The organism is Arthrobacter sp. TmtSoilC48 (assembly GCF_059739425.1).
The window spans coordinates 629,230-649,906 of the sequence record NZ_AP046049.1; the positions used below are offsets into that span (position 1 = coordinate 629,230).

The 20,677-nt window shown below is 63.0% G+C and carries 17 protein-coding genes; 3 read left to right on the forward strand and 14 right to left on the reverse strand.

Annotated features, from left to right (window positions below; translation table 11 throughout):
* Nucleotides 1-28 precede the first annotated feature (28 nt).
* From AC6I97_RS03030 to AC6I97_RS03065, 8 genes are all read right to left on the reverse strand, one after another.
* Entirely contained in the window at nucleotides 29-1,162 is a 1,134-nt protein-coding gene (locus tag AC6I97_RS03030; protein WP_497944018.1) for an FAD-dependent oxidoreductase, read from the reverse strand.
* A 3-nt stretch (nucleotides 1,163-1,165) separates the two neighbouring features.
* The gene (locus AC6I97_RS03035) at nucleotides 1,166-1,291 is read right to left on the reverse strand and encodes a hypothetical protein (protein ID WP_497944019.1); all 126 of its coding nucleotides are present in this window, start codon (nucleotides 1,289-1,291) and stop codon (nucleotides 1,166-1,168) included.
* Between the two features lie 16 nt (nucleotides 1,292-1,307).
* Nucleotides 1,308-2,219 carry an ABC transporter substrate-binding protein gene (locus tag AC6I97_RS03040; RefSeq protein ID WP_224165830.1) on the reverse strand — a complete coding sequence of 304 codons (912 nt, stop codon included), beginning with the start codon at nucleotides 2,217-2,219 and terminating at the stop codon, nucleotides 1,308-1,310.
* Nucleotides 2,220-2,242: 23 nt separating this feature from the next.
* Nucleotides 2,243-3,649: an NAD(P)/FAD-dependent oxidoreductase gene (locus AC6I97_RS03045; RefSeq protein ID WP_497944020.1), complete on the reverse strand. Its 1,407-nt coding sequence runs from the start codon at nucleotides 3,647-3,649 to the stop codon at nucleotides 2,243-2,245.
* Nucleotides 3,650-3,701: 52 nt separating this feature from the next.
* Complete coding sequence (locus AC6I97_RS03050; protein ID WP_497944021.1) at nucleotides 3,702-4,436, reverse strand: SDR family NAD(P)-dependent oxidoreductase; 735 nt, start codon at nucleotides 4,434-4,436, stop codon at nucleotides 3,702-3,704.
* A gap of 66 nt (nucleotides 4,437-4,502) precedes the next feature.
* Nucleotides 4,503-5,609 carry an alanine racemase gene (locus tag AC6I97_RS03055; protein ID WP_497944022.1) on the reverse strand — a complete coding sequence of 369 codons (1,107 nt, stop codon included), beginning with the start codon at nucleotides 5,607-5,609 and terminating at the stop codon, nucleotides 4,503-4,505.
* A gap of 39 nt (nucleotides 5,610-5,648) precedes the next feature.
* A complete protein-coding gene (locus AC6I97_RS03060) occupies nucleotides 5,649-6,119 on the reverse strand; it encodes a RidA family protein (RefSeq protein ID WP_497944023.1) in 471 nt (156 codons plus the stop codon).
* A 17-nt stretch (nucleotides 6,120-6,136) separates the two neighbouring features.
* Nucleotides 6,137-6,826, reverse strand: coding sequence for a haloacid dehalogenase type II (locus tag AC6I97_RS03065; RefSeq protein WP_497944024.1), 690 nt, complete (start codon nucleotides 6,824-6,826; stop codon nucleotides 6,137-6,139).
* A 152-nt stretch (nucleotides 6,827-6,978) separates the two neighbouring features.
* On the opposite strand from AC6I97_RS03065, the gene AC6I97_RS03070 reads away from it, so the two are divergent.
* The gene (locus AC6I97_RS03070) at nucleotides 6,979-7,746 is read left to right on the forward strand and encodes a glycoside hydrolase family 16 protein (RefSeq protein ID WP_497944025.1); all 768 of its coding nucleotides are present in this window, start codon (nucleotides 6,979-6,981) and stop codon (nucleotides 7,744-7,746) included.
* Here the strand turns inward: AC6I97_RS03070 and AC6I97_RS03075 are convergent.
* The 5 genes from AC6I97_RS03075 to AC6I97_RS03095 all read right to left on the reverse strand — a co-directional run bounded on the left by AC6I97_RS03075 (nucleotide 7,727) and on the right by AC6I97_RS03095 (nucleotide 13,072).
* Nucleotides 7,727-8,818, reverse strand: coding sequence for a MarR family transcriptional regulator (locus AC6I97_RS03075; RefSeq protein WP_497944026.1), 1,092 nt, complete (start codon nucleotides 8,816-8,818; stop codon nucleotides 7,727-7,729). The two genes, AC6I97_RS03070 and AC6I97_RS03075, sit on opposite strands and share 20 nt — an antisense overlap.
* Before the next feature lie 53 nt (nucleotides 8,819-8,871).
* Nucleotides 8,872-9,798, reverse strand: a complete 927-nt coding sequence (locus AC6I97_RS03080; protein ID WP_224165823.1) for an ABC transporter substrate-binding protein — start codon at nucleotides 9,796-9,798, stop codon at nucleotides 8,872-8,874.
* A gap of 131 nt (nucleotides 9,799-9,929) precedes the next feature.
* A complete protein-coding gene (locus tag AC6I97_RS03085) occupies nucleotides 9,930-11,285 on the reverse strand; it encodes an aspartate aminotransferase family protein (protein WP_224092855.1) in 1,356 nt (451 codons plus the stop codon).
* Between the two features lie 15 nt (nucleotides 11,286-11,300).
* Nucleotides 11,301-12,362 (reverse strand): phosphotransferase, encoded by a 1,062-nt coding sequence (locus tag AC6I97_RS03090; protein ID WP_224165822.1) that lies wholly within the window; start codon nucleotides 12,360-12,362, stop codon nucleotides 11,301-11,303.
* A 35-nt stretch (nucleotides 12,363-12,397) separates the two neighbouring features.
* Nucleotides 12,398-13,072 carry a haloacid dehalogenase type II gene (locus tag AC6I97_RS03095; protein WP_224092889.1) on the reverse strand — a complete coding sequence of 225 codons (675 nt, stop codon included), beginning with the start codon at nucleotides 13,070-13,072 and terminating at the stop codon, nucleotides 12,398-12,400.
* A gap of 236 nt (nucleotides 13,073-13,308) precedes the next feature.
* On the opposite strand from AC6I97_RS03095, the gene AC6I97_RS03100 reads away from it, so the two are divergent.
* Together AC6I97_RS03100 and AC6I97_RS03105 are read left to right on the forward strand one after the other, a co-directional pair.
* Nucleotides 13,309-13,857, forward strand: a complete 549-nt coding sequence (locus AC6I97_RS03100; RefSeq protein ID WP_497944027.1) for a hypothetical protein — start codon at nucleotides 13,309-13,311, stop codon at nucleotides 13,855-13,857.
* Nucleotides 13,854-16,850 carry an ATP-binding cassette domain-containing protein gene (locus tag AC6I97_RS03105; RefSeq protein WP_497944028.1) on the forward strand — a complete coding sequence of 999 codons (2,997 nt, stop codon included), beginning with the start codon at nucleotides 13,854-13,856 and terminating at the stop codon, nucleotides 16,848-16,850. Before AC6I97_RS03100 ends, AC6I97_RS03105 begins: the two co-directional genes overlap by 4 nt.
* Here AC6I97_RS03105 and metH read toward each other — a convergent pair.
* Nucleotides 16,840-20,505, reverse strand: coding sequence for a methionine synthase (metH, locus tag AC6I97_RS03110; RefSeq protein ID WP_497944029.1), 3,666 nt, complete (start codon nucleotides 20,503-20,505; stop codon nucleotides 16,840-16,842). The genes AC6I97_RS03105 and metH overlap by 11 nt on opposite strands.
* Nucleotides 20,506-20,677: the final 172 nt, after the last annotated feature.

Below are 20,677 nucleotides of genomic sequence, written 5' to 3' on the forward strand. Positions count from 1 at the left end.
TCCCTTGTCGATTGTCGATTATACCGGCTTAACTAGTCCTGAACCGCTCCGGGCGAACGAATTCCAGGCCGCCGAGCGACTGTTTGCCGAGCGCCTCGTACGCGGCGATGTGGCCGAAGCCGGTGGCATTCTTGAATCCGCCTCCGGAGAAGCCTGTGGCGCAGTAGATTCTGCTTGACCCACCGAGCCAGCCCAACAGTGGATTGCGGTCCTCGCTGTAGAGGTCCGGGAAGGCATCGGAGCGGACGATGCTGGGAACCAGGCCGGGCAGGAACTCGGTGACGGTTTTCAACGTGTCGGCAATTTCGGCTGTTGAGAGTTCCCTGGGGAAAGCATCGGGGTCCGTTGTCACCGTGCCGCGGCCGTCCAGGGTGGCTTTGACGGTAACGCCGTCAACGGCGGGTGCCCCGTACATGGAACGGTCCTCGTACATCCGGCTGAAGGTGGGGAACTTCTCCGGGGTGAACTGCGCTGCGTCGCGGGCAACGAACCAGCTCAGGAAAACCTTTCGGGTTTCGGTGTGCGCCTTCAGGTCATCAGGCATGAGCCGCCGGGACCAACCCCCGGAGGCGACGATGACGTTCTCGAAGGTCCAGGAGGTGTCCCCGGAGGTGACCACAACGCCGTCGTTCGTTTCCCGGATGCTGGTTACAGGAGTGTTGGCAAGGACCGTTGCCCCGTTGGCCTGTGCAGCTGCAATCGCTGCCGTTACCGCCCGGTCAGTCCGCAGGACGCCGGCGTTCGGGTCGAACACCGCGGAGTCGTCAGCACGGAGGTTGTGCTGGGGGTAACGTTCGGCCATTTCCTCACGGTTCAGGATCCGGTGGGCAGCCCCATTGATACGGGTGGTCTCCAGAACGCTGCGGAGGTATGGCCCATCGGTGGTGCCGATGGAGAGTCCGCCGCAGCGGGTGAGGATGTCCTGTCCCGTTTCTGCCTCGAGTTCTGCCCAGAGATCCCGTGAGCGCTCCAGGACGGGATAGAGCGCTGGGCTGCCGCGGTAGATCATGCGGAACAGGCGGGTATCCCCGCCTACGGCGCTGCGTCCATGGGCGGGGGTGTGTGTTTCGAAGCCGGCCACGGAATCGGAAAGGCGCGAGGCCTGCCAGAGTGCCATGCTTCCGATGCTGCCCAGGCCGATGACGGCGAGTTTTCCGTCCATGGCTCAGAGCACCTCGAAATCTTCATGCATGAACAGCAGGGTGTCTGCTGTTTGACGGGTTTCGTGGGTTTGACGGGTTGCGCGGGTTTCGGGGGCAAAGCCCATGCTTCTGTGGCTAATGGTTTGCATGAGGGGAGTACGTCTCCTAGTTGAGCTTGGCATCGGTGATAGCGCCGGATTCGAGGCCCCAATTCGAGAGGGACTTCTTGTATTCCGGGCTGTTCAGGACGGACTGGACGGCGGCCTGGAGGGCGGGGGTCAGGGGAGAGCCTTTCTTCAGGCCGATGGCCGTCAAGTCGCTGGAGCCGACGTTGACCTGGGGAGTCAGGATGGTGAACGATTTGGGCTGCTGCTTCTCGGCCCAGGCGAGGGAGGTTGTGTCGTAGAGGATGCCGTCGATCCGCTTGGACGCCAACTGTGTCAGGGCCTCCTGGACGTTGGGCAGGGTCACGGCGTTGATCGCGGGCTGTCCCTTGGAAGTGCAGGTCTGCTCCGAGAGGGCCGGGAGTCGCTTGAGTTGGCCTGTGGAGCCTGCTGTGACGGCAATATTCTTGCCACACAGGGTTTCGTTGGTGAGCTTCAAAGGATTTCCCGCGGCCACGGCCACTGAGTTGCCGGCTTTGAAGTAGTCGATCATGTCCAGGACCTTCAGTCGCTCCGGCGTTGGTGCCATGGTGGTGACGGTGAAGTCGTACCGGCCACCGTCAATGCCAGGAATGATGGTGTCGAAGACGGTGTTCTCGAACTTCAGCTTCAGGCCGAGCTTCTTTGCTACCAGGCGGGCGATATCCGGGTTCAGGCCGATCGGCGTCGAGTTGTCTTCAGCAAGAAACGTCGTCGGCGGGTAGTGCAAGTCCATGGCTACCGTCAGTTCGCCCTTGTCCTTATAGGACGCCGGCAGGAGGCTTACGGCCTTTTCGTCGGGCTGGACACCCACGGAGATATCGGCCGTTTTCGGATCTGTTGGGGACGTGCTTGTCGCCCCGCCACACCCGGTGAGGGCCAGCAGCAGTGCAAACCCTGCGGCTGCAGCCTGGATCTTGCTTATGGTCTTCATGGTGTGCCTCCGGGGGCGTTTCTCTATTCGTGTAGTCCGGCGAGCCTGCTGCCGAATCTGGCCAGGAGGGACGTCTTGGTGGAATCCTTGCGCTCTTCCCACTGATCAGCAAGACCGAAAAGCCGGTACATGCCGTGAACACCCATCCAGCGAATGGGTTCCGGTTCCCATTTCCGTGCGCAGTACCCAACCCAGGGGAGCGTGGTCCGTTCCGTTTGCCGTTCGAACGCCAATTCCGCGAGTGTCCGCCCGCCCACATAGGCGGCTGTAACGCCGTGTCCGGCATAGCCCGTGGACGAGCCAATTCCGGATGCCTGGTCCCATTGCACGCCGCCGTTCCAGTCGCGGGTGACGCCCAGGACTCCGGACCAGGCGTGGTCCACTTCGAGGTGGATGCCCGGGAAGAAGGACCGAAGCTTCGTGGAGATCAAGTCAACAGTTGACTGGGCTGTGGCACCGGCGCCGCCCGTTCCGGAGCCGTAGCGGTAGGGCCTTCCCCGGCCGCCAATGGCGATGCGTCCGTCCGCTGTCCGCTGCGAATAGATGAACGTGTGTGCGGAATCGCTGAGGCACTGAAGCCCGTTCCAGCCGATCTGCTGCCAGGCCTCGTCGGAGAGTGGCTTGGTCACGATCATCGAGGAGTTGATCGGTATCAAGGACCTGCTGCCCAGCAACTGACCGGAGTACCCTTCCGTGCAGATGAACGTTTTGGCCGCCGCGACCCGTCCATTGGCCAAGGTCAGGGTTTTGCCGTCGATGCTGGTTATCCGGCTGTTTTCGTAGATCGCCACCCCCATGGACGTCAGGGTGTCCGCCAGGCCGTAGACAAGTTTTGCCGGATGAATGCGGGCGCAGGGCTTGTACAAGAGCCCGCCGTGGACGGTGGAAATGTTGATCCTGCTTTGGAATTCGTCCCGGTCGAGCAAGTGGACTTCGTCTTCGCTCAACCCGTACTTCCAGTCGGCGTCACGCCGGGCTACCAGCCGGCCCAGCCCCGCCTTGGTGTGGGCAGCGACGAGCGCACCGCCCTTGTGCTGGTCCGCGTCGATACCTTCGGCCTGAAGAATATTAAGGACAGAGTCGACGCCGGTCACGAACTCCTGCTGCAATGCCCGGCTTGCGTCCAGCCCTTGTCCGGATGCGCGGGCGAAGGTGGCCCGGTTTCCTGGGGGCATCGCCGAAAGCCAGCCGCCGTTTCGCCCGGAGGCTCCGTACCCGACCTGTTCCGCTTCAAAAACCGCCACCGAGAGTGAGGGCTCGAGCTTCTTGGCGAAGTATGCCGCCCAGAGGCCTGTGTAGCCACCGCCTATGATTGCCAGATCCACGGAGCCTTCGCCTTCGAAACGCGGGTACGTTGGCCGGTTTTTTGCGAGTCCGGCCATCCAGAAGCCGAGGTCTCCGTTTCGGGGTGTTGCTGTGAGGGCTTTCATCTTTGTCCTACTTTGTGGGGAGTTGGTGAGCCAGTGGAAGGCGGTGCGGTGCTTAGAAAGCGGTGTAGCCGCCGTCGACGGGCAGTACAGCGCCCGTGATGTAGGACGATTCCGGGGACGCCATGAAAAGTATGGCGTCGGCAATTTCTTCCGGAGTGGCCAGGCGCCGGAGCGGGATCTGGCCCTCGCGTTCTGCCCGGTAGGCCTCGGGATCGGGCCTGCGCTGGAACGAGGCCTCGATGACGGGGGTGACGGTCAGTCCCGGCGCGACGACGTTGACGCGGATGTTGCGTGAGGCCCACTCGATTGCGGCTCCCTTAGCGAGCATGATGAGGCCGCCCTTGGCCGCGGAGTAAAGGACTTCATCGGGCTTGCCAACCATGCCCAGCCGTGAACTGACCAGGACGAACGAGCCTCCCGTAGCAGGCATCAACGGTGCGAAGTGCTTCATCATCAGGAAGGCGCTGAGGAGGTTGCTGTGGAGCACATTCCTGGCATCCTCATACGCCATCTCCGTCAGCGGGCCGCTTACCTGCAGACCATGGTTAAGGACGACGACATCCACGGTGCCGAACGCTTCGGCGGCTTGGCGGGCGAGGCTTTCGACGAATGCCTCGTCATTGAGATCTCCAGGGACGTACACGTCATCGGTGTGGGCGCTGTCGAGTTGCTCCCTGCGGCCGGTGAGCAGCAGCCGGGCGCCTTCGCGGCGGAAGTGGGAACCCACTGCTTCCCCGATTCCGCTGCTGGCGCCGGTTATGACGGCAGTGGTCTTATCAAGTCTCATGATGGTCGTTCCTTGGTCGGTAAGTTGCTTGGTTGCGGGCTGGGGCGGACGTACGGTTCCCACGAATCAGCTCAGGAATCCGCGGGCATCCACCCGCCACCGTTCCAGCGATGTTCCCGTGCTGTCAGTGACGATGTACTCCTCGAAATTGACCACGACGGGGCAAACATGGTTCGGCACGATCGGGAGAACCTTGCCGACGCCGGGGTGGAAATCGCCGGCAGGCAGGGGGAGGAAGCCGTGGTATTCGTTGAGCTTGGAGAGAACGGCCGACGTCCCGGGGACAGCGCCATAGCCGATCTGGGGACTGCCTTCCCGGCCTAGTGCCTTGGTGCCTACATCGAGAATGACCTGATCGGGAACCCAGTCACTGACCACTGTGCCGGCGACAAACAGGGCGATCTGATCTTCGGTGCAGGCCCCGAGCCGCATGTTGTTCAAGTCATTGAACACGTATTCGCCGGGCCTGATCTCGGTGATCACGTTGCTCGTGGCGTACTCGACGGTGGGTGTTGAGCCCGCGCTGACGACTTCTGCGCTGATACCCACCGCGCTGAAGCTCCGCACCGCTGCGGTGAGCGCGGCTTCCTGGTCCACGGCGGCGCGCTGGCGGGCGTCCGGGCTGGCGCTTCCATGACCTGGATAGGTGAAGACGCCCACCGGCACCAGTCCCCGCCTCCGGGCGGCGGCGGCAAGTTCGCCGGCGAACTCGGGTGGTGCGCCGGAACGACGCGCACCGCAGTCCACCTCGATGACAACCTGCAGCCGTTCGGCCTCGGATCCCATCGCATCAGCAAGGGCATCGATCGCCGCGAAATTGTCGACGCCGACCCGCAGCCGGGTGGTTACCGCAAGTTTGCGGATGCGAAGGCCTTTCGTTCCCGAAGGCCAGATGGGGTAGGCGATAAAGATATTGTCGAAGCCGGCTGCGGCGAAGACTTCGGCCTCACCAACATTGCCTGCGGTGATTCCCACAGCTCCGGCCTTGACCTGGCGACGGCCGATTTCGACGCATTTGTGCGTTTTTACATGCGGTCTGACATCAAGGTCCTGCTGGGCAGCGAAGGCCTGCATGCGGTCGATATTGTCCTGCATAACGTCCACCAGCACGATCGGCGCCGGGGTGTCGACCCGCTCGACCAGAGCGTTGAGTGCTCCCTGGATACGGTTCACGCTGTTCTCCTCATGAATTTGCCGCCAACATGTCCGTGCCTAAGCGGCTGTGCAGATCATCTGGATCTCTACAGGAGTGTTGGCCGGCAGCCCGGCGACGCCGATTGCGGTGCGGGCGTGCCGGCCGTTGTCCCCCAACACTTCGATGAGCAATTCGCTGGCCGCGTTGGCGACCCTCGATTGCAGGCCGAAGTCCGGGGTGCTGGCCACGAACACCAGCATCTGCACGATCCGGACCCGGTCCAGGTCTCCTACCGCCTGCACAGCCGCTGCAAGGCAATTGAGCGCCGCATGGCGGGCGAGCTCCCGTGCTGTCTCCAGCCCCACGTCCCGGCCGACGACGCCTTGGCCCAGCAGGACGCCGTCCTTGTATGGCAGTTGGCCAGCGATGTGGATGCTGGAACCCACCGCGCGGTGGTCCACGTAGTAAGGGCTATCAGCAAGGGTTGGAAGCTCCAGGCCCATGGCCCGGAGTCGATCCAAAGCCGAGCCCGCCGTAGTGACGCTCATCTGTAAACGAGTCCTTCTTAGGAAGCAGCAGGACGCGGAAGGCCGAAGAGGACGGGGAGCTCGGCAATGTCGGTGATCCGCTCGTAGCCGAGCCAGTGCTCGTCGTGTTCGAAGCCGCGATCTACATACACCTTGTTCTTGATGCCCAAGGTGGCTGCGGACCGCAGGTCGTACATCGGGCTCGCGGAGACGTGCACAATCTCGTCGGGCGTGACGCCAAGCTTGTCGAACATGTACTCAAACGCTCCGAGACGGGGTTTGTACATGCCCATCTGCTCGGCGCTGATGACGCTTGCGAACGGAGCTTGGAGGTTTTCCGAAAGCCGCTCAGCATGCGCGGTGTCGCTGTTGGTGATGATGACCAGGGAGACTGCCTCGGCCAGGCGGTTCAGGGCCTCGGTCACGCCCGGGTACGGGCCCCACGTGGGGACAATTTCGTAAACCGCCCTTGCGTCGGCCGCGCGGTATTCAAGGCCGAGCCTGCGTGAGGCGCGTTCCATGGAGTTGGCGATGATTTGGTGGAAGGGCTTGTAATCGCCCATGCACTCATCGATCCGATATGCCTTGGTGGCCTGCAGGTATTCATCGGCGAGCTCCGCTGGCAGGCGTTCGCCCAGGACCGCACGGGTCGCGTCGGCGATAGCGAACTTGATCAGTGTTCCGTTCATGTCGAACGTTGCGAACTTCGGCTTGATGTCGAATGCCATTTTTCCTCCAGTTTGATTTCGTTTGCTCTCGTCGATTGTCGACGAGAGCACCTTGAGAAGTACCGTCGATTGTCGACAATACTCGGGTTGGTTGTAGATTGTCAACGGATTGGTCCCGAAAAGTGCTGGGCCTATTCAACTAGGATTTGCTGGTGACCGCAGAAATCATTGATGAGCGCTTTACCGATTCAGCACTGAACCCTGCCCTTTGGGTTGAGCACTACCTTCCCCAATGGACCGAGCCAGGCCGGTCCCGGGCCCGCTACGATTTCGACGTTGACGGATTGCGGTTGCGTATTGATGCCGACCAGCCTGCCTGGCGTGAAGCCGACGGTCCCTTTCGGGTCAGTAATCTCCAAACGGGAACCTTCTCCGGGGGCCTCGGGACCACGCGGGGAACACACCGCCACCGACTCGATGGACTGCAGGTGGTGACTCCCCAGCCGACACGCCGGTTATGGACCCCAGTCACGGGAGAGGTCCAGGTAAGGGTGAGCGCAAGCGCGGACCCGACCTGCATGCTCGCAATATGGTTGGTGGGATTTGAAGAGTCCAGTCCGGCCGACTCCGGGGAGTTGTGCATCGCCGAACTTTTCGGTGACAAGATCGCGCCAGACAGCAGCACTGTTCGAGTCGGGATCAAGGCACACCACGATCCCCGGCTGACCACCGACGTCCGGGACATCCAGCTGCCCATTGATGCCACCACGCCGCACACGTACGGTGTCCGCTGGTCCGGGACCGGGGCGGAGTTCTCCGTTGACGGGCACGTCATCATGTCCAGCCCACAGGGTCTCGCCTACGAGCAGCAATTGATGATTGATCTCTTTGAATTCCCCGCTACGGAGCAGCGCGAAGCGGAAAACTATCCAAAGACCGCGCGGGTTCATTCCGTGGTTGCTACTGGGCTTCGAGCATAGATTCCCGGAGCCGGGACTGGACCAATGCCAGTCCCGCATAGGCCGCTCCCTGGGCCACCGAGAGTCCGACGACTTGCGGCACCACGGTGATCCCAGGGACTACCGGAAGGATTTGTGCCAGACGCCTGAGTGCCTCAGGAAGGACTTCGTCCACGAGCGGACTCAGACGCCCCACGAAATATACGGACTCCGGGTCAAGCGTCACGGCAACGGCACCGACGGCGGCGACCACCGCCGTCGTAAATGCCTCAAGCACCTCCGCGCGGGACGCCGCATCCTTCGGTTGGGACCAGAGCGCTTGGATGTCGTCCAGGTCCAGTCCCCGTCCACTGGCGAATTGGAGGAGTCCCTTTGTGCTTAACAGTCCCTCGAGTGTCTCGTTGCCAACACCGGCGAACAGAACCTCACCAAGATGGCCGAAAGCCGAAGTCCGGCCCTGTGCGATTTCATGATCAGTGCAACTGGCGAAGCTCAGCTCCGTACTCAGCATGAAGAGAACAGCGTTTCCTATGGTCGCGTCACCCTTCAGGATCCCCCGGAGGGATGCGCTGGCATCGCTCTCAAGCACCACGGGAGCCTTCAACCGATCTTCAATTGTCTCTTGAAGAATTGCCGTACCGGTCCGGACACGGCCAGGCAGGGCGGCGACGATTTGGCGCAGTGGCCCCTCGGCGGAATCGCTGGTATCCACAATCAGGTCCAGCAACCACCCGGCGATGGCTTCTTCATCGCCGCCCTCCAAGCTGGGCACGATCACGTGCCTGACCTCTCGGCCTCGCAGGTCCGTCACCAGGACGCAAGTGGTCCGTGCTCCGAACGAGATGCCCACAACATGCCCCGCCGTGCCTGGCACATCCAGATAGGTGGAGGGCCGGCCACGACGCGCAACAGCATTGACTCCCTGTTCGACGACGAGACCGTCGTAACGAAGCTCATCCACCTTCCGGGATACCGTGGCCTGGCTTAATCGTGTCAGCTCGATGAGCCTGGTACGCGTCAAGGGCGCCTCTGAAAGGACAGCATCAAGAACCCAAGCCTTGGTGTGGTCCCTTGCGGTGGGATTGGTACGCATAGCACAACCTTAATGAGATATCAGAGCGAAGCCGGGACGTGAGGGGGCCGGTACTAGCGGATCTTGGCCTCAGTAATAGCCGATTCTCCCAGGCCCCAGTAGTCCAGGGACTTCTTGTATTCGGGGGATTCCAGAACGGATTGGATTGCTTTCTGGAGTGCCGGGGTCAGGGGGGACCCCTTCTTCACGCCCATGGCGACATTGGTGTCAGTGCGCGTATCCATGCGCGGCTGCAAGGTGGTGAAGTGGTTGGGCTGCTGATCGTTGGCCCACGCCAGGGCACTGGCATCGTAAAACACAGCGTCGATCCGCTTGGAGTCCAGTTGTGTCAGGGCTTCCTGGACGTTGGGCAGGGTGATGGCGTTGATGGCGGGCTTGCCCTGGGAGGTGCAGGTCCACTCAGAGACATTGGGCAGGTGCTTCAGTTGCTGTGTTGAGCCCTTGGTCACGCCAACGTTCTTGCCACAGAGCGTGTCATTGGTGAGGTTGAGCGGGTTGTCCTTCGCTACGGCTACGGCCGAGCCTCCCTTGAGATAGTTGATCATGTCCAGCACCTTCAGCCGCTCGGCTGTAGCGGACATGGTGGTGGCGGTGAAGTCGAAGCGGCCGCCGTCGATGCCGGGAATGATCGTGTCGAACGCCGTGTTCTCGAACTTCAGCTTCAGGCCCAGCTTCTTTGCTACCAGGCGGGCAAGGTCCGGGTTCACGCCAATGGGGGTTTTGTTGTCCTCGGCGAGGAACGTCATCGGCGGTGAGCTTAGGTCCATCGCGACCGTCAGCTCGCCCTTGTCCTTGATTGCCTTCGGCAGCAACGCCACCGCGTCTGCGTCCGGCTGGACACCCTCTGAGATGTCACGGGTGTTCTGTGTCTTCGGAATCTCCGTCGCTTCAGTCCCTGTTGCGGCGCCACCGCATGCAGTCAGGGCCAACAGGACAGCGAGCCCCGCAGCAGCTGTTTGGATCTTGTGTGTCGTCTTCATGGTGCAACCTTTCAAGTGATTTCGGCTGGTGTAATACACAGAGTGCTTTCACGGTGGAAGGCACAATCCCCAAGCATTTGGTGGGAGCGCCAGGCTGGCCTGTTTGTTGCGCCCCTGTTTGTTGTTGCGACCTAGCGCAGAGCCTTGAAGGCACGGCCCATTCCTTCGAGCAGGCGATCGGCATCGTCACTGGAAAAGGGCATTGGCGGACGGATTTTCAGGACGTTGCCCTGGGCTCCGCAAGCCGAGATCAGGATCCGGTCCTGCCGGAGGGCATTGACTATGCCGGCGGCAGCCTCCCCATTGGGTGCGAGGGTGGATCGATCGGTCACGAGGTCGACGCCGATGAAGAAGCCGCTTCCACGTACCTCTGCCACCTGGTCCAGATTCCGGGTGAGGTCCTCCAGGCCAGTGAGGATCTTTCCGCCAACCTTCAAGGCGTTCTCCATGAGTGATTCGTCCCGGATGACGTCCAGGACGGCCTGGGCCGCCGCTATGGCTACTGAATTTCCGCCGAAGGTGTTGAAGTAGCGGATGTTCCTGCCGAACTCCTGCAGCAAGTCGGGCTTGAAGATTGCTGCCGCGACGGGAATGCCGTTACCCATGGGCTTGCCGATGGTCACGATGTCGGGGACGATTCCGTGGCGCTGGAAGCCCCACCATTCCTCACCGGTACGGCCGAATCCTGGCTGTACCTCGTCTGCAATGTACAGGCCGCCCACGGCATGGATCTCTTCGATGATGGGGCGGAGGAAGCCTGTCGGGCCAGCGAAGACGCCGTCGGAGGAGAAGATGCTGTCGGCGATGAAAGCAGCCACTCCGATGCCGTGCCGGTGAAGGTCTGCGATGGCTGCACGCACCTGGCTACGCAGGTGATCCTGCAGCGAGCCTTGATCGGATGAGTAGCGCAGGGCGTCGGGGGCGTCGATGACCCGCACGTTCGCACCCAGGGGCACACCCTTGCCCAATGAAGGTGAGAACGACGAGACCTCGGCAGTAAGGCCGTGGTATGCGCCGGCGGTGACGATGATGCCTTGCTGTCCGGTCACATATTTTGCGACGCGCATCGCGAGGTCGTTGGCTTCAGATCCAGTACAAGTGAACATGACATGGCCAAGCTCGGCGGGGAACGTTGAAAGCAGCTGTTCCGAGTAATCCAGGATGGATTCCTGGACGTAGCGGGTGTTGGTGTTCAGCGTCTGCATCTGCTGGTGGACAGCCTCAATGACACGCGGGTGGCCGTGACCTACAGAGGGAACGTTGTTGTAGACGTCGAGATATTCATTGCCGTCCCGGTCAAACAACGTGACACCCTTGCCCCGAACGATTTCCAGGGGCTCGTCGTAGAACAGTCTGTAGCCGGGCCCCAGACTCTTGTCCCGGCGTCGAATGCTCTTCTGTATCTGGTCCGGGAGCTCGTCCAGGCGGCTGGGATCGAAGCCATTGATCATGGCCCGGGAGGGCTTGCGGATTGGGGAAGTGCCCATGTTTTCTCCTGGAAGCTAAGGGGTCGGTTCAAGGTGTGAAGAAAGTTCTGGTGCCGGGGCCGCGGCGGTGGACGCGAGCCGGTCCCAGTCCGGCTTTGAGTGGGAGAGGAGATAGTCGCGCCTTTGCGGCAACTGGCTTGCGCGCCATTGGGTTATCAGGGCCCGCAGCAGCAGGCGCGCCTGGGCAGAGACGACCAGGGCTTCCAACTCCTGCCCCGGCAGGGGGCGGATGCTTCGATAACCGTTCATGACGTGGAGTGCTTGCTCCCAGGGGCTGGCCGGGTCGGCACCCAGGAGATTGGCCATGGTGACGCTGATGTCGAAGATGACAGGCGTTCGGACGACGTCCCCGAAGTCGATAATCCCGGTGACGTAATCAGGCCTGCCGGGATTGACGAGGACATTGAACGGACTGAAATCCCCGTGGACAACCTGGGACGCCAGCGTGCCGAGGAGCGGAACCACCTTTTCGTCGAACTGATCGAAAATGTCCTCCGCGAGAACGCGCTTTTCCTTCTCATCGACATAGTCAAGAAGGGGGCGCATCCGGTGGAAATGCTTAAGGTCCCAGAGCAGCAAACGGTCCGCGCGGGGATGTTCGAAATCCTGCAACGCAATCCCCAGGCGGGCCAGGCTTGAGCCCACCAATCGCAACTGGCCAGCGGACGCGTCCTGATTGGCCAGCAGGTCCCCGGGCAGGAACCGCATCACCCGCAATACCCGGTCGAAGGCTCCGGTAGGCGCCGAAATGAGGACCTGCGGCTCTCCGCCAAGGCTCCTGACAAGACGCTGGACTGGAAGTTCGGGGGCAGTCCGTTCCAAATGCTCCATGCAGGCCGTTTGAAGGTGGACGATCACTGGGTCCTCATCCGAGGGAGAGATCTTCACCAGATACGTTTCGTCCCCGTCCCGGAGCCGGAAAGTCTCGTCCTTCTCGGTGGGAATCCTAACCAGCGTTCCCTTCAGGCCGTAGAACTGTTCAAGCAGCTCCAGGACGGCGGGGTCAGCGAGCTGCGGATGTTCCGCCAGGAGTCCACTCTCTGATGCCACTGCTTGGATAAAAGCAGAATCGCTCATTTCACCCTTTCATCGACGGAGAGCCGGCAAGCGGTTTAGAGGCCGAGGTGCTTGTTGATCTCGTCCAGGGACTTAACGCTCTTGTAGTCGTAGCCGCCGGTGATGGGGTCGTAGCCGCGGTCCAGAACCCAAAGGTTGCGGAAGCCCATGTCGTGCATCGGGTGCATGTCGTACCGCGTGTGCGAGGCGATGTGAAGGAAATCTTCCGGCTTGGCGTTCAGGGTATCGAGCATGTACTCAAAGGCTTGGTACCGCGGCTTGTAGGCCTGGGCCTGTTCGGCGGTCAGCACGGCATGGAAGTCAGCACCGAGCTTGGGGATGCTGATCTCCAGGAAGCTGTCGTCGGCGTTGGATAGGGCAACCAGCTTGTAGTTGTCGCCCATGAGCTTAAGCGGCGCCGGCACGTCGTCGTGGGCGTCAAAACCGCGTACAGCGTCAGCGAACTCTGCCCCTGCGCCCGGGGTTGGGCCTATGCCAAAAAACTTGCAGACCCGGTCGAAGGAATTCTGAAGGATCTGCTCGTACGGCTTGTAGTCGCCAAGAACCTCGTCGAAGCGGTATCCGCGGAAAACCTTCTTGAACGCAGGCCACTGCTCTTCAGGCAAACGGCCCGCGAGCAGGCGGCGGGTAGTGGAGTCGGTATCCCAGTTGATCAGTGTGCCGTAGATGTCAAAGGAGATGTACTTCGGGCGGGAGTCTGTAGTGGCCATGGTGGGTCCTTTCAGTGGAGGTCCAGCGGGAGGGGCCGCTCGCTCGCTTCGGGCAATGGGCCTTCTGATGCGAGCGAGTGGAGGTTTTTCATTCACTATGAATCTAAATCGGCCACTGTCAATTGTCAACAATTTCTTCGAGATTTGTTGAGCGTCTCAGCGCCAGAGCATCGCCACTGAACGTCACACAACCCGGCACATCCAAATCCAGCCAAGCAACGTCCTACCCTTGGATCGTGACTTTTTCCAAGATCCGCACGGCCGCCGCGAGCTCCCTCGCCGCCGCTGGTCTCCTGATTACCCTCGCCGCCTGTTCCACGCCGGCCACCACCCAGCCAAGCGCTTCCGCCTCTGAAGCAAGCGCCTCAGCCACTGCTGCCGGGCCCTGCGGCGGCGTGAAGGTCATTGTCGATTCCGGCGCCCTGAAGCAACCCGCCGCCGACAAGACCGTTTGCGTGGCAGTGGATGCGCCGACGACCGCTGCCAAGGTGCTCGATGAGGCCAAGGTGAAGACCGAAGGCACCACCCAGTACCCCACCGAACTGGTGTGCCGGGTCAACGGCGTGCCGGCTGCCGACTTCGACATCACCCACAAGGGCGGCACATACCGCGAAGAATGCAGCAAGATGCCCGCGGCCTTTGCCTACTGGTCCATTTGGGTCAAGCCCGCCTCCGGTGACTGGGCCTACGCCCAGGAAGGCCTCGCCACCCAACAGGTGAAGCCAGGTGAGAGCCTAGAACTGCTGTACACCATCGACGGCGCACCGGCCGCACCCAAGGCATGACCTTTCGACCCGCGCCGTTACGCGCTGCCGCGGCGCTTGCCGTCGTGTTCATAGCGGCGCGGGTCATCTACCGCATCCTTTTCAACGGCGCGGGCACCGTTGGGCCCGTGCTGCTGGAGTTGCCGTCGGTGCGGCTGCCCGCCCCATACGCCCACGTGGTCTTCCTCGGCCCAGTAACATCGCCTGGTTTGTGGGAGGCGGTTGCTTCAGCCCTGCCGATTGCGGGGATCATCTTCGCCTTCGGACTGCTCAACTCCTTCGTGGACGTGGCAAGGGGCTTCATGCGGCTGGCCCGCGGCGGTCCATTCCAGGGCATAGCCCGCACACTCGTGGTGGCTTGGGCTGCGCTCCCCGCGCTCGCCGACGCCGTTGCCTCCGTCCGCTTGGCCTTCCGGCTGCGGGGTGAACGCCTGGGCCCGCGAGCCCTTGTTCCCGTACTTGAGCGAACGCTTGAGCACGCGAGCCGGGTGGCCGCAGCCTTGGAATTACGCGGCTTCGGGAGCAAGGCGGCTCACCAACCCGCCAGCGATCCCGGGTTGCCCCTTGAGATCAGGAACGCCCAATTCCGCATCGGCGATACGCGGCTGCAGGTCGAAAACCTCAAGCCAGACCCCGGGACCGTAACGGTGGTTACCGGACCCACCGGCTCCGGTAAATCCACCATCCTGCGGGGTGTAGCGGGACTCCTTTCACACGTCGACGGCGGAGAACTCACTGGCACGGTCCGTGTCGCCGGAGTGGACCGTGCCGGAGCACCGCCGCGTGATACTGCCGGCGTCGTAGGCGTTGTCCTGCAAAACCCGCGCGCGGCCTTCGCCAGCACCCGCGTACGAGACGAAATCTCGCTTTCCCTTGAACTGCGCGGCGTTGCACCCGCCATCGCCAGGGCCCGCACGGTGGAGGTCGCGGAGTGGATTGGAGTGTCTGCGCTCCTGGACCGGAACCTCAACTCCCTCTCGGCCGGCGAAGCAACGCTTGTGGCAATCGCCGCCGCCGTGGTGGAGCGCCCGGCCCTGCTCCTGGTTGACGAGCCGCTTGCTGACCTGGACACCACGGCCCGCGCCCGCGTCATAGCCGTACTCGACACCCTCGCCCATGGATCCGGCATCTGCATCATTGTGGCTGAGCATCGGGCGGAGCCGCTGTTGCCTGTCGCCGATTCGTGGTGGAGGATTCACGACGGCGGCTTGGTTGCAGGTGCGGCGCCAGCACCTTCGCGCCCGGGCGGGATCCGACCGACGCCGGCAGTGACGCCGGGATTGGTACAGTCACCGGGATTGGTACAGTCACCGGCGTCCGTACCGTCACCGGAACACCCGCCGGTGCTGACTGCGACCAAGCTCGCGGTGCACCGTAACGGCAAGCCGCTCGTCCGCGAAGCCTCCCTGGCCCTGGGCCGTGGGGAAGTGGGTGCCTTGGTCGGCCCCAACGGGGCCGGGAAGTCCTCGCTCCTGGTGGCCCTCGCGCTCGGCGAAGGAACCAGCGGCACTGTTGACGGCGGCCGGGTCGCCTTGGTTCCGGACGCCTCTGACGACCTTTTCACGCGGGACACGGTGGCTGCCGAACTCCGGGCGGCCGATCGACGCGAAGCGCGCGCCCGGCGTAAATCCGGCGGGAATGGCTTGGACAGGACCGTGTCAGAACCGGCAGCGGCACGCCTGGCCCGATTGCGTGGTGACGTCCGGATTCCGATAGGAAACGAGCACCCGCGGGACCTGTCGGCCGGAGAGCGCCGTATCCTCGCCATCGCCCTGCAGACCGCCGATGATCCCCAGGTCCTCCTTATTGATGAGCCCACCCGTGGGCTCGATCCGGAGGCCCGCGCAGGAGTCTCGGCCGCCTTGCTCGCATTGGCGGACACCGGCGCGGCCGTCCTGATCGCCACGCATGACCTCGATTTCGCCCACGGCCTGGGCGCCCGGATCGTGCAGATGGACGACGGCGTGGCGCCTGCCCCCCAAACCGAAGCCGTACTCCCATCCGATAGCGACGCCGGCCCGGCGACCTCCACACCCACGGCAGCGGAGCAGCCCGGAGCCATCCAGAACCTTGAGGCCTCCCAGTTCATCGACGGGGCAAAAGACCCCCGATCGGCAAATGCTGCTACCCCAAAGAGGGCTCACCACCTCCGTTTGCCACGGGCCTTGGAGATCGCGATTCTCGCGGCTGCCAACGTTTTGGCCCTGGGAGCGTTCTGCTGGCCATTGCTCGCGGCGGCCCTGCCCGAGGATGCGGCCGCGGCTGTGCCTTTCGCGGCCCTGGCGATTGCACCGCTTGCCGTTGTGGGCATTGTCGTGGCCCTCGACGGCTCGGTCCGTTCCGCACACACCGTGGCCCTGCTGGGCGTCCTGGCCGCCGTCGGTTCGGCAGTTCGCGTGGCGAGCACCGGCGTCGGGGGAGTCGAAGCAGTGTTCATCCTGCTGATCCTGGCCGGCCGCGCCTTCGGTGCCAGATTCGGAATGCTCCTTGGCGCGGCCACGATCGCGGTCTCCAGTGCACTGTGGAGCGGCATAGGCCCTTGGTCGCCGTTCCAGATCTTCGCCTGCGCATGGGTGGCGGCGGGGGCGGGCCTGTTGCCGCGCAGGGTTCGCGGACGAGCTGAACTATGGATGCTTTGCGGCTATGGCGTCGTGGCGTCCTACGTTTTCGGTCTGCTCACCAACCTGTGGTTCTGGCCGTTCGCCGTCGGTGCCGGAACCGGCATTTCGTACGTGCCCGGCGCCCCACTGGCCACGAACCTCAGCAGCTTCCTGCTGTACTCCCTTTTGACCTCGACGGCGGGATGGGACACCCTGCGTGCCATCACTACGATCGTTGGAATCACCGTGGTGGGCCGGGCCATCCTCGCCGCGTTCAGGCGGGCGAAGCCGGTCTCCGGCCCGGGCGTTCGAACTACCCGGGCTGAGGACGCGGGGTCCAGGAAGACGGGCATGAAGAATGACCGCCGTCCCCAACACCCCCAAACCACAGACCCTCACCAACTCACACCTTGAAGTACTTGGCCTCCGGGTGGTGGAACACGAAAGCATCCGTTGACTGCTCCGGGTGGAGCATGAGTTCATCGCTGAGGATCACGCCCATCCGTTCGGGCTTCAGCAACTCCGTGACCTTGCGGCGGTCCTCCATGTCCGGGCAGGCCGGATATCCCAGGGAGAAGCGCGCACCGCGGTAGTCGAGCTTGAAGTAACCGGCTTTGTCCTTCGGCTCTTCGGCCGCGAAACCCAGCTCGGAACGGATCCGCGCGTGCCAGACTTCAGCCAGTGCCTCGGTGAGCTGCATGACCAGGCCATTGAGCTCGTAATAGTCACGGTAGTGGTTTCCTGCGAACAGGTTGGAAGTCACTTCTTCGATCTTTGAGCCCGCAGTGACCAGCTGGATCGGCAGGACATCGATCTGGCCCGATTCCCGGGAGCGCACGAAGTCGGCGAGGCACAAATGCCGGTCCCGGCGCTGGCGTGGGAAGTCGAAGCGCAGCCGCTCTGTGCCGATTGGCCCGCCTGAGCCACCATCAGGGGCGAGCAGACCGGGGATGCCGAGGACGCCGTCGTGGTCCTCACCGTGGTGCAGCACCACCACCTGTTCGCCCTCGGACACAACGGGGAAATAGCCGTAGGCGACCGAAGCGTCGAGCATTCCCTCGGCAAGGATCCGGTCCAGCCAGTACCGCAGACGGGGCCGCCCTTCAAGTTCCACCAGTTCGTCGTAGGAGGCGCCGTCGTCGCCGCGCCCAGGTTTGAGCCCCCACTGGCCCATGAAGGTTGCGCGCTCATCGAGCAAAGCAGCGTAGTCGTGCAGTGCGACGCCGCGCACAATCCGCGTGCCCCAGAATGGGGGAGCGGGGACAGGGTTTTCGGCGGTGACGTCGGACCGGCCGGGCATTGCCTCCGGTTCGGTCACCGTGAACTTCGGGCCACTCTTGTGGATCCGCTTCTTCAGTGGCGGGAGGCCGACCGCGTCCGGGTCAGCGCCGCGGGCCACCTGCACCAACGGTTCCATGAGGGAGAGGCCCTCAAAAGCGTCCTTGGCATACCTGACGGTGCCTTCGAACTGCTCTGCCAGGTCCTGCTCCACGTAGGCGCGCGTCAGTGCCGCACCGCCAAGGATGATTGGCCACTTTTTCGCCAGGCCCCGGGACTGGAGCGCGGCAAGGTTTTCCTTCATCACGACCGTGGACTTCACCAGCAGCCCAGACATCCCGATCACGTCGGCGTCATGCTCCTCCGCGGCGGCAATGATCTCGGCGATTCCCTGTTTGATGCCGATGTTGACCACTTTGTAGCCGTTGTTGGTGAGGATGATGTCTACGAGGTTCTTGCCAATATCGTGCACGTCGCCGCGAACGGTGGCGATCACCATGGTGCCCTTGCCCGATGAATCCGACTTCTCCATGTGCGGCTCGAGCAGTGCGACCGCGTTCTTCATCACCTCAGCGGATTGCAGCACGAACGGAAGCTGCATCTCGCCGGCGCCGAAGCGCTCACCAACAACCTTCATGCCCTCCAGCAGTTGGTCGTTGATGATGCCCAGCGGGGTCATGCCTTCGCTGCGTGCGAGGTCGAGGTCCTCTTCGAGGCCCTTGCCTTCACCGTCGATGATGCGCCGCTGCAGACGTTCGCCGGTGGGCAGTGCAGCGAGTTCCGCGGCGCGCTGGTCCTTGAGCGCGGCGCTGTCCACGCCCGCGAACAAGTCAAGCATGATGGCCAAGGGGTCATAGGTGACGTTGCCGTCGGCGTCGTACTCGCGGCGGTCCCACACGAGGTCCAGGGCCACCTTGCGCTGTTCATCCGGCAGCGATGCAAGCGGGACGATCTTCGCGGCGTCGATGATGCCGCTGGACAGGCCCGCCTGGACGGCCTCGTGCAGGAATACCGAGTTCAGCACCATACGCGCCGCAGGGTTAAGGCCAAAGGACACGTTCGAGACGCCGAGGGTGGTCTGGATGCCAGGATACTTCGTGGTGATCTGGCGGATGGCCTCAATGGTTTCGATGGCGTCCCGGCGGGTTTCTTCCTGGCCCGTGGCGATGGGGAACGTCAGGGCATCTACGATGATGTCCTCGACGCGCATTCCCCATTCGCCCACCAACGCGTCTACGAGGCGGGAAGCGATGGCCACCTTGCCTTCGGTGGTGCGGGCCTGGCCCTGTTCGTCGATTGTCAGGGCAATCACGGCCGTGCCGTGTTCCTTCACAAGCGGCATGATGCGCGCAAAGCGGCTGTCGGGGCCGTCGCCGTCTTCGTAGTTGACGGAGTTGACCACGGGGCGGCCGCCGATGTGCTCAAGTCCGGCCTGCAGCACAGGCGGCTCTGTGGAGTCGATGACCAACGGGAGGGTTGAGGCCGACGCGAAACGCGAGACGATCTCCTTGATGTCCGCAACGCCGTCGCGCCCCACATAATCGATGCAAACATCGAGCAGGTGCGCGCCGACCCGGACCTGCTCGCGGGCAATATCCACGCAGTCGTCCCAGCGCTCTTCCAGCATTGCTTGGCGGAACGCCTTGGAACCGTTGGCGTTGGTGCGCTCACCAATGGCAAGGTAAGCGGACTCCTGGTCGAACGGAACGTGGTGGTAGAGGGACGCGACGCCGGCCTCCCGCTCGGTGGGTACCCGGCCGCCGGCGCTTTTCGCGCTGCCGGAGACGGTCCCGGCGTCGGGCGTGTTGACGTTGCTGCGGAAGGGCTCAAGACGTTCGACGACGGCGGCCATGTGCTCCGGCGTCGTACCGCAACAGCCGCCCACCAAACCCAAGCCGAATTCACGCACGAACTGCTCGTGCGCAGTGGCGAGTTCCGTGGGGGAGAGCGGATAGTGCGCGCCGTTCGCGCCGAGGATCGGCAGCCCGGCGTTGGGCATGCAGGCGATAGCGACAGAGGACTGCTTGGAGAGGTGCCGCAGGTGCTCGCTCATCTCATCCGGACCCGTGGCACAGTTCAGGCCTATGGCATCGACGCCCAACGGCTCCAAGGCGGTGAGTGCAGCGCCGATTTCGGAACCCATCAACATGGTTCCCGTGGTCTCCACCGTCACCTCAACAAAGATGGGGAGGCGGACGCCGCGGGAAACGATCGCCTGCTTGCAACCGTTCACGGCGGCCTTCGTCTGCAGGAGGTCCTGGCTCGTTTCGATGAGGAAGGCGTCGGCTCCGCCGTCGATGAGGCCCTCGGCCTGCAGGGCAAAGGTCTTCTTGAGGTAGTCGTAGCTTGTGTGGCCGAGGCTGGGGAGCTTGGTGCCCGGACCCATGGACCCCAGGACCCAGCGCTCGCGGCCGTCCGTCGCTTCAGCTGCCTCGGCGCGTTCGCGGGCGATTTTCGCGCCCTTGTACGCCAGCTCCGCGATGCGGTCATCGATGCCGTAGTCCGAGAGGTTTGACCAGTTCGCACCGAAAGTATTGGTTTCCACGGCGTCGATGCCCACGGCAAAGTAGGCGTCGTGGATGTCGGCGATGACGTCCGGGCGGGTGTCGTTGAGGATTTCGTTGCAGCCTTCAAGATTTTGGAAGTCCGTGTCCAGGGACAGCTCCCGGTCCTGCAGCATGGTGCCCATCGCGCCATCGGCGATGACGACGCGCTGGTTCACCGCGTCAAGAAGGGACTGGGAACGGGCACGGCGGGGGACGGAATCAATGTCAAGGGCAAAACGGGCCATATAGACAGAGTACGGGTGGGGTGTGACACAGCACGGAGTGTTTCCGTGTACTACGACGGCGGGTGGTTGCCTTTCTCGGCGGGCCGGTGCCCGAGCCTGGCGTCCACGCTAGCCACCAATGAACCCGATGCGTCAGACGCCAACTGCAGACAACACGAAGCAGCCACCCTGC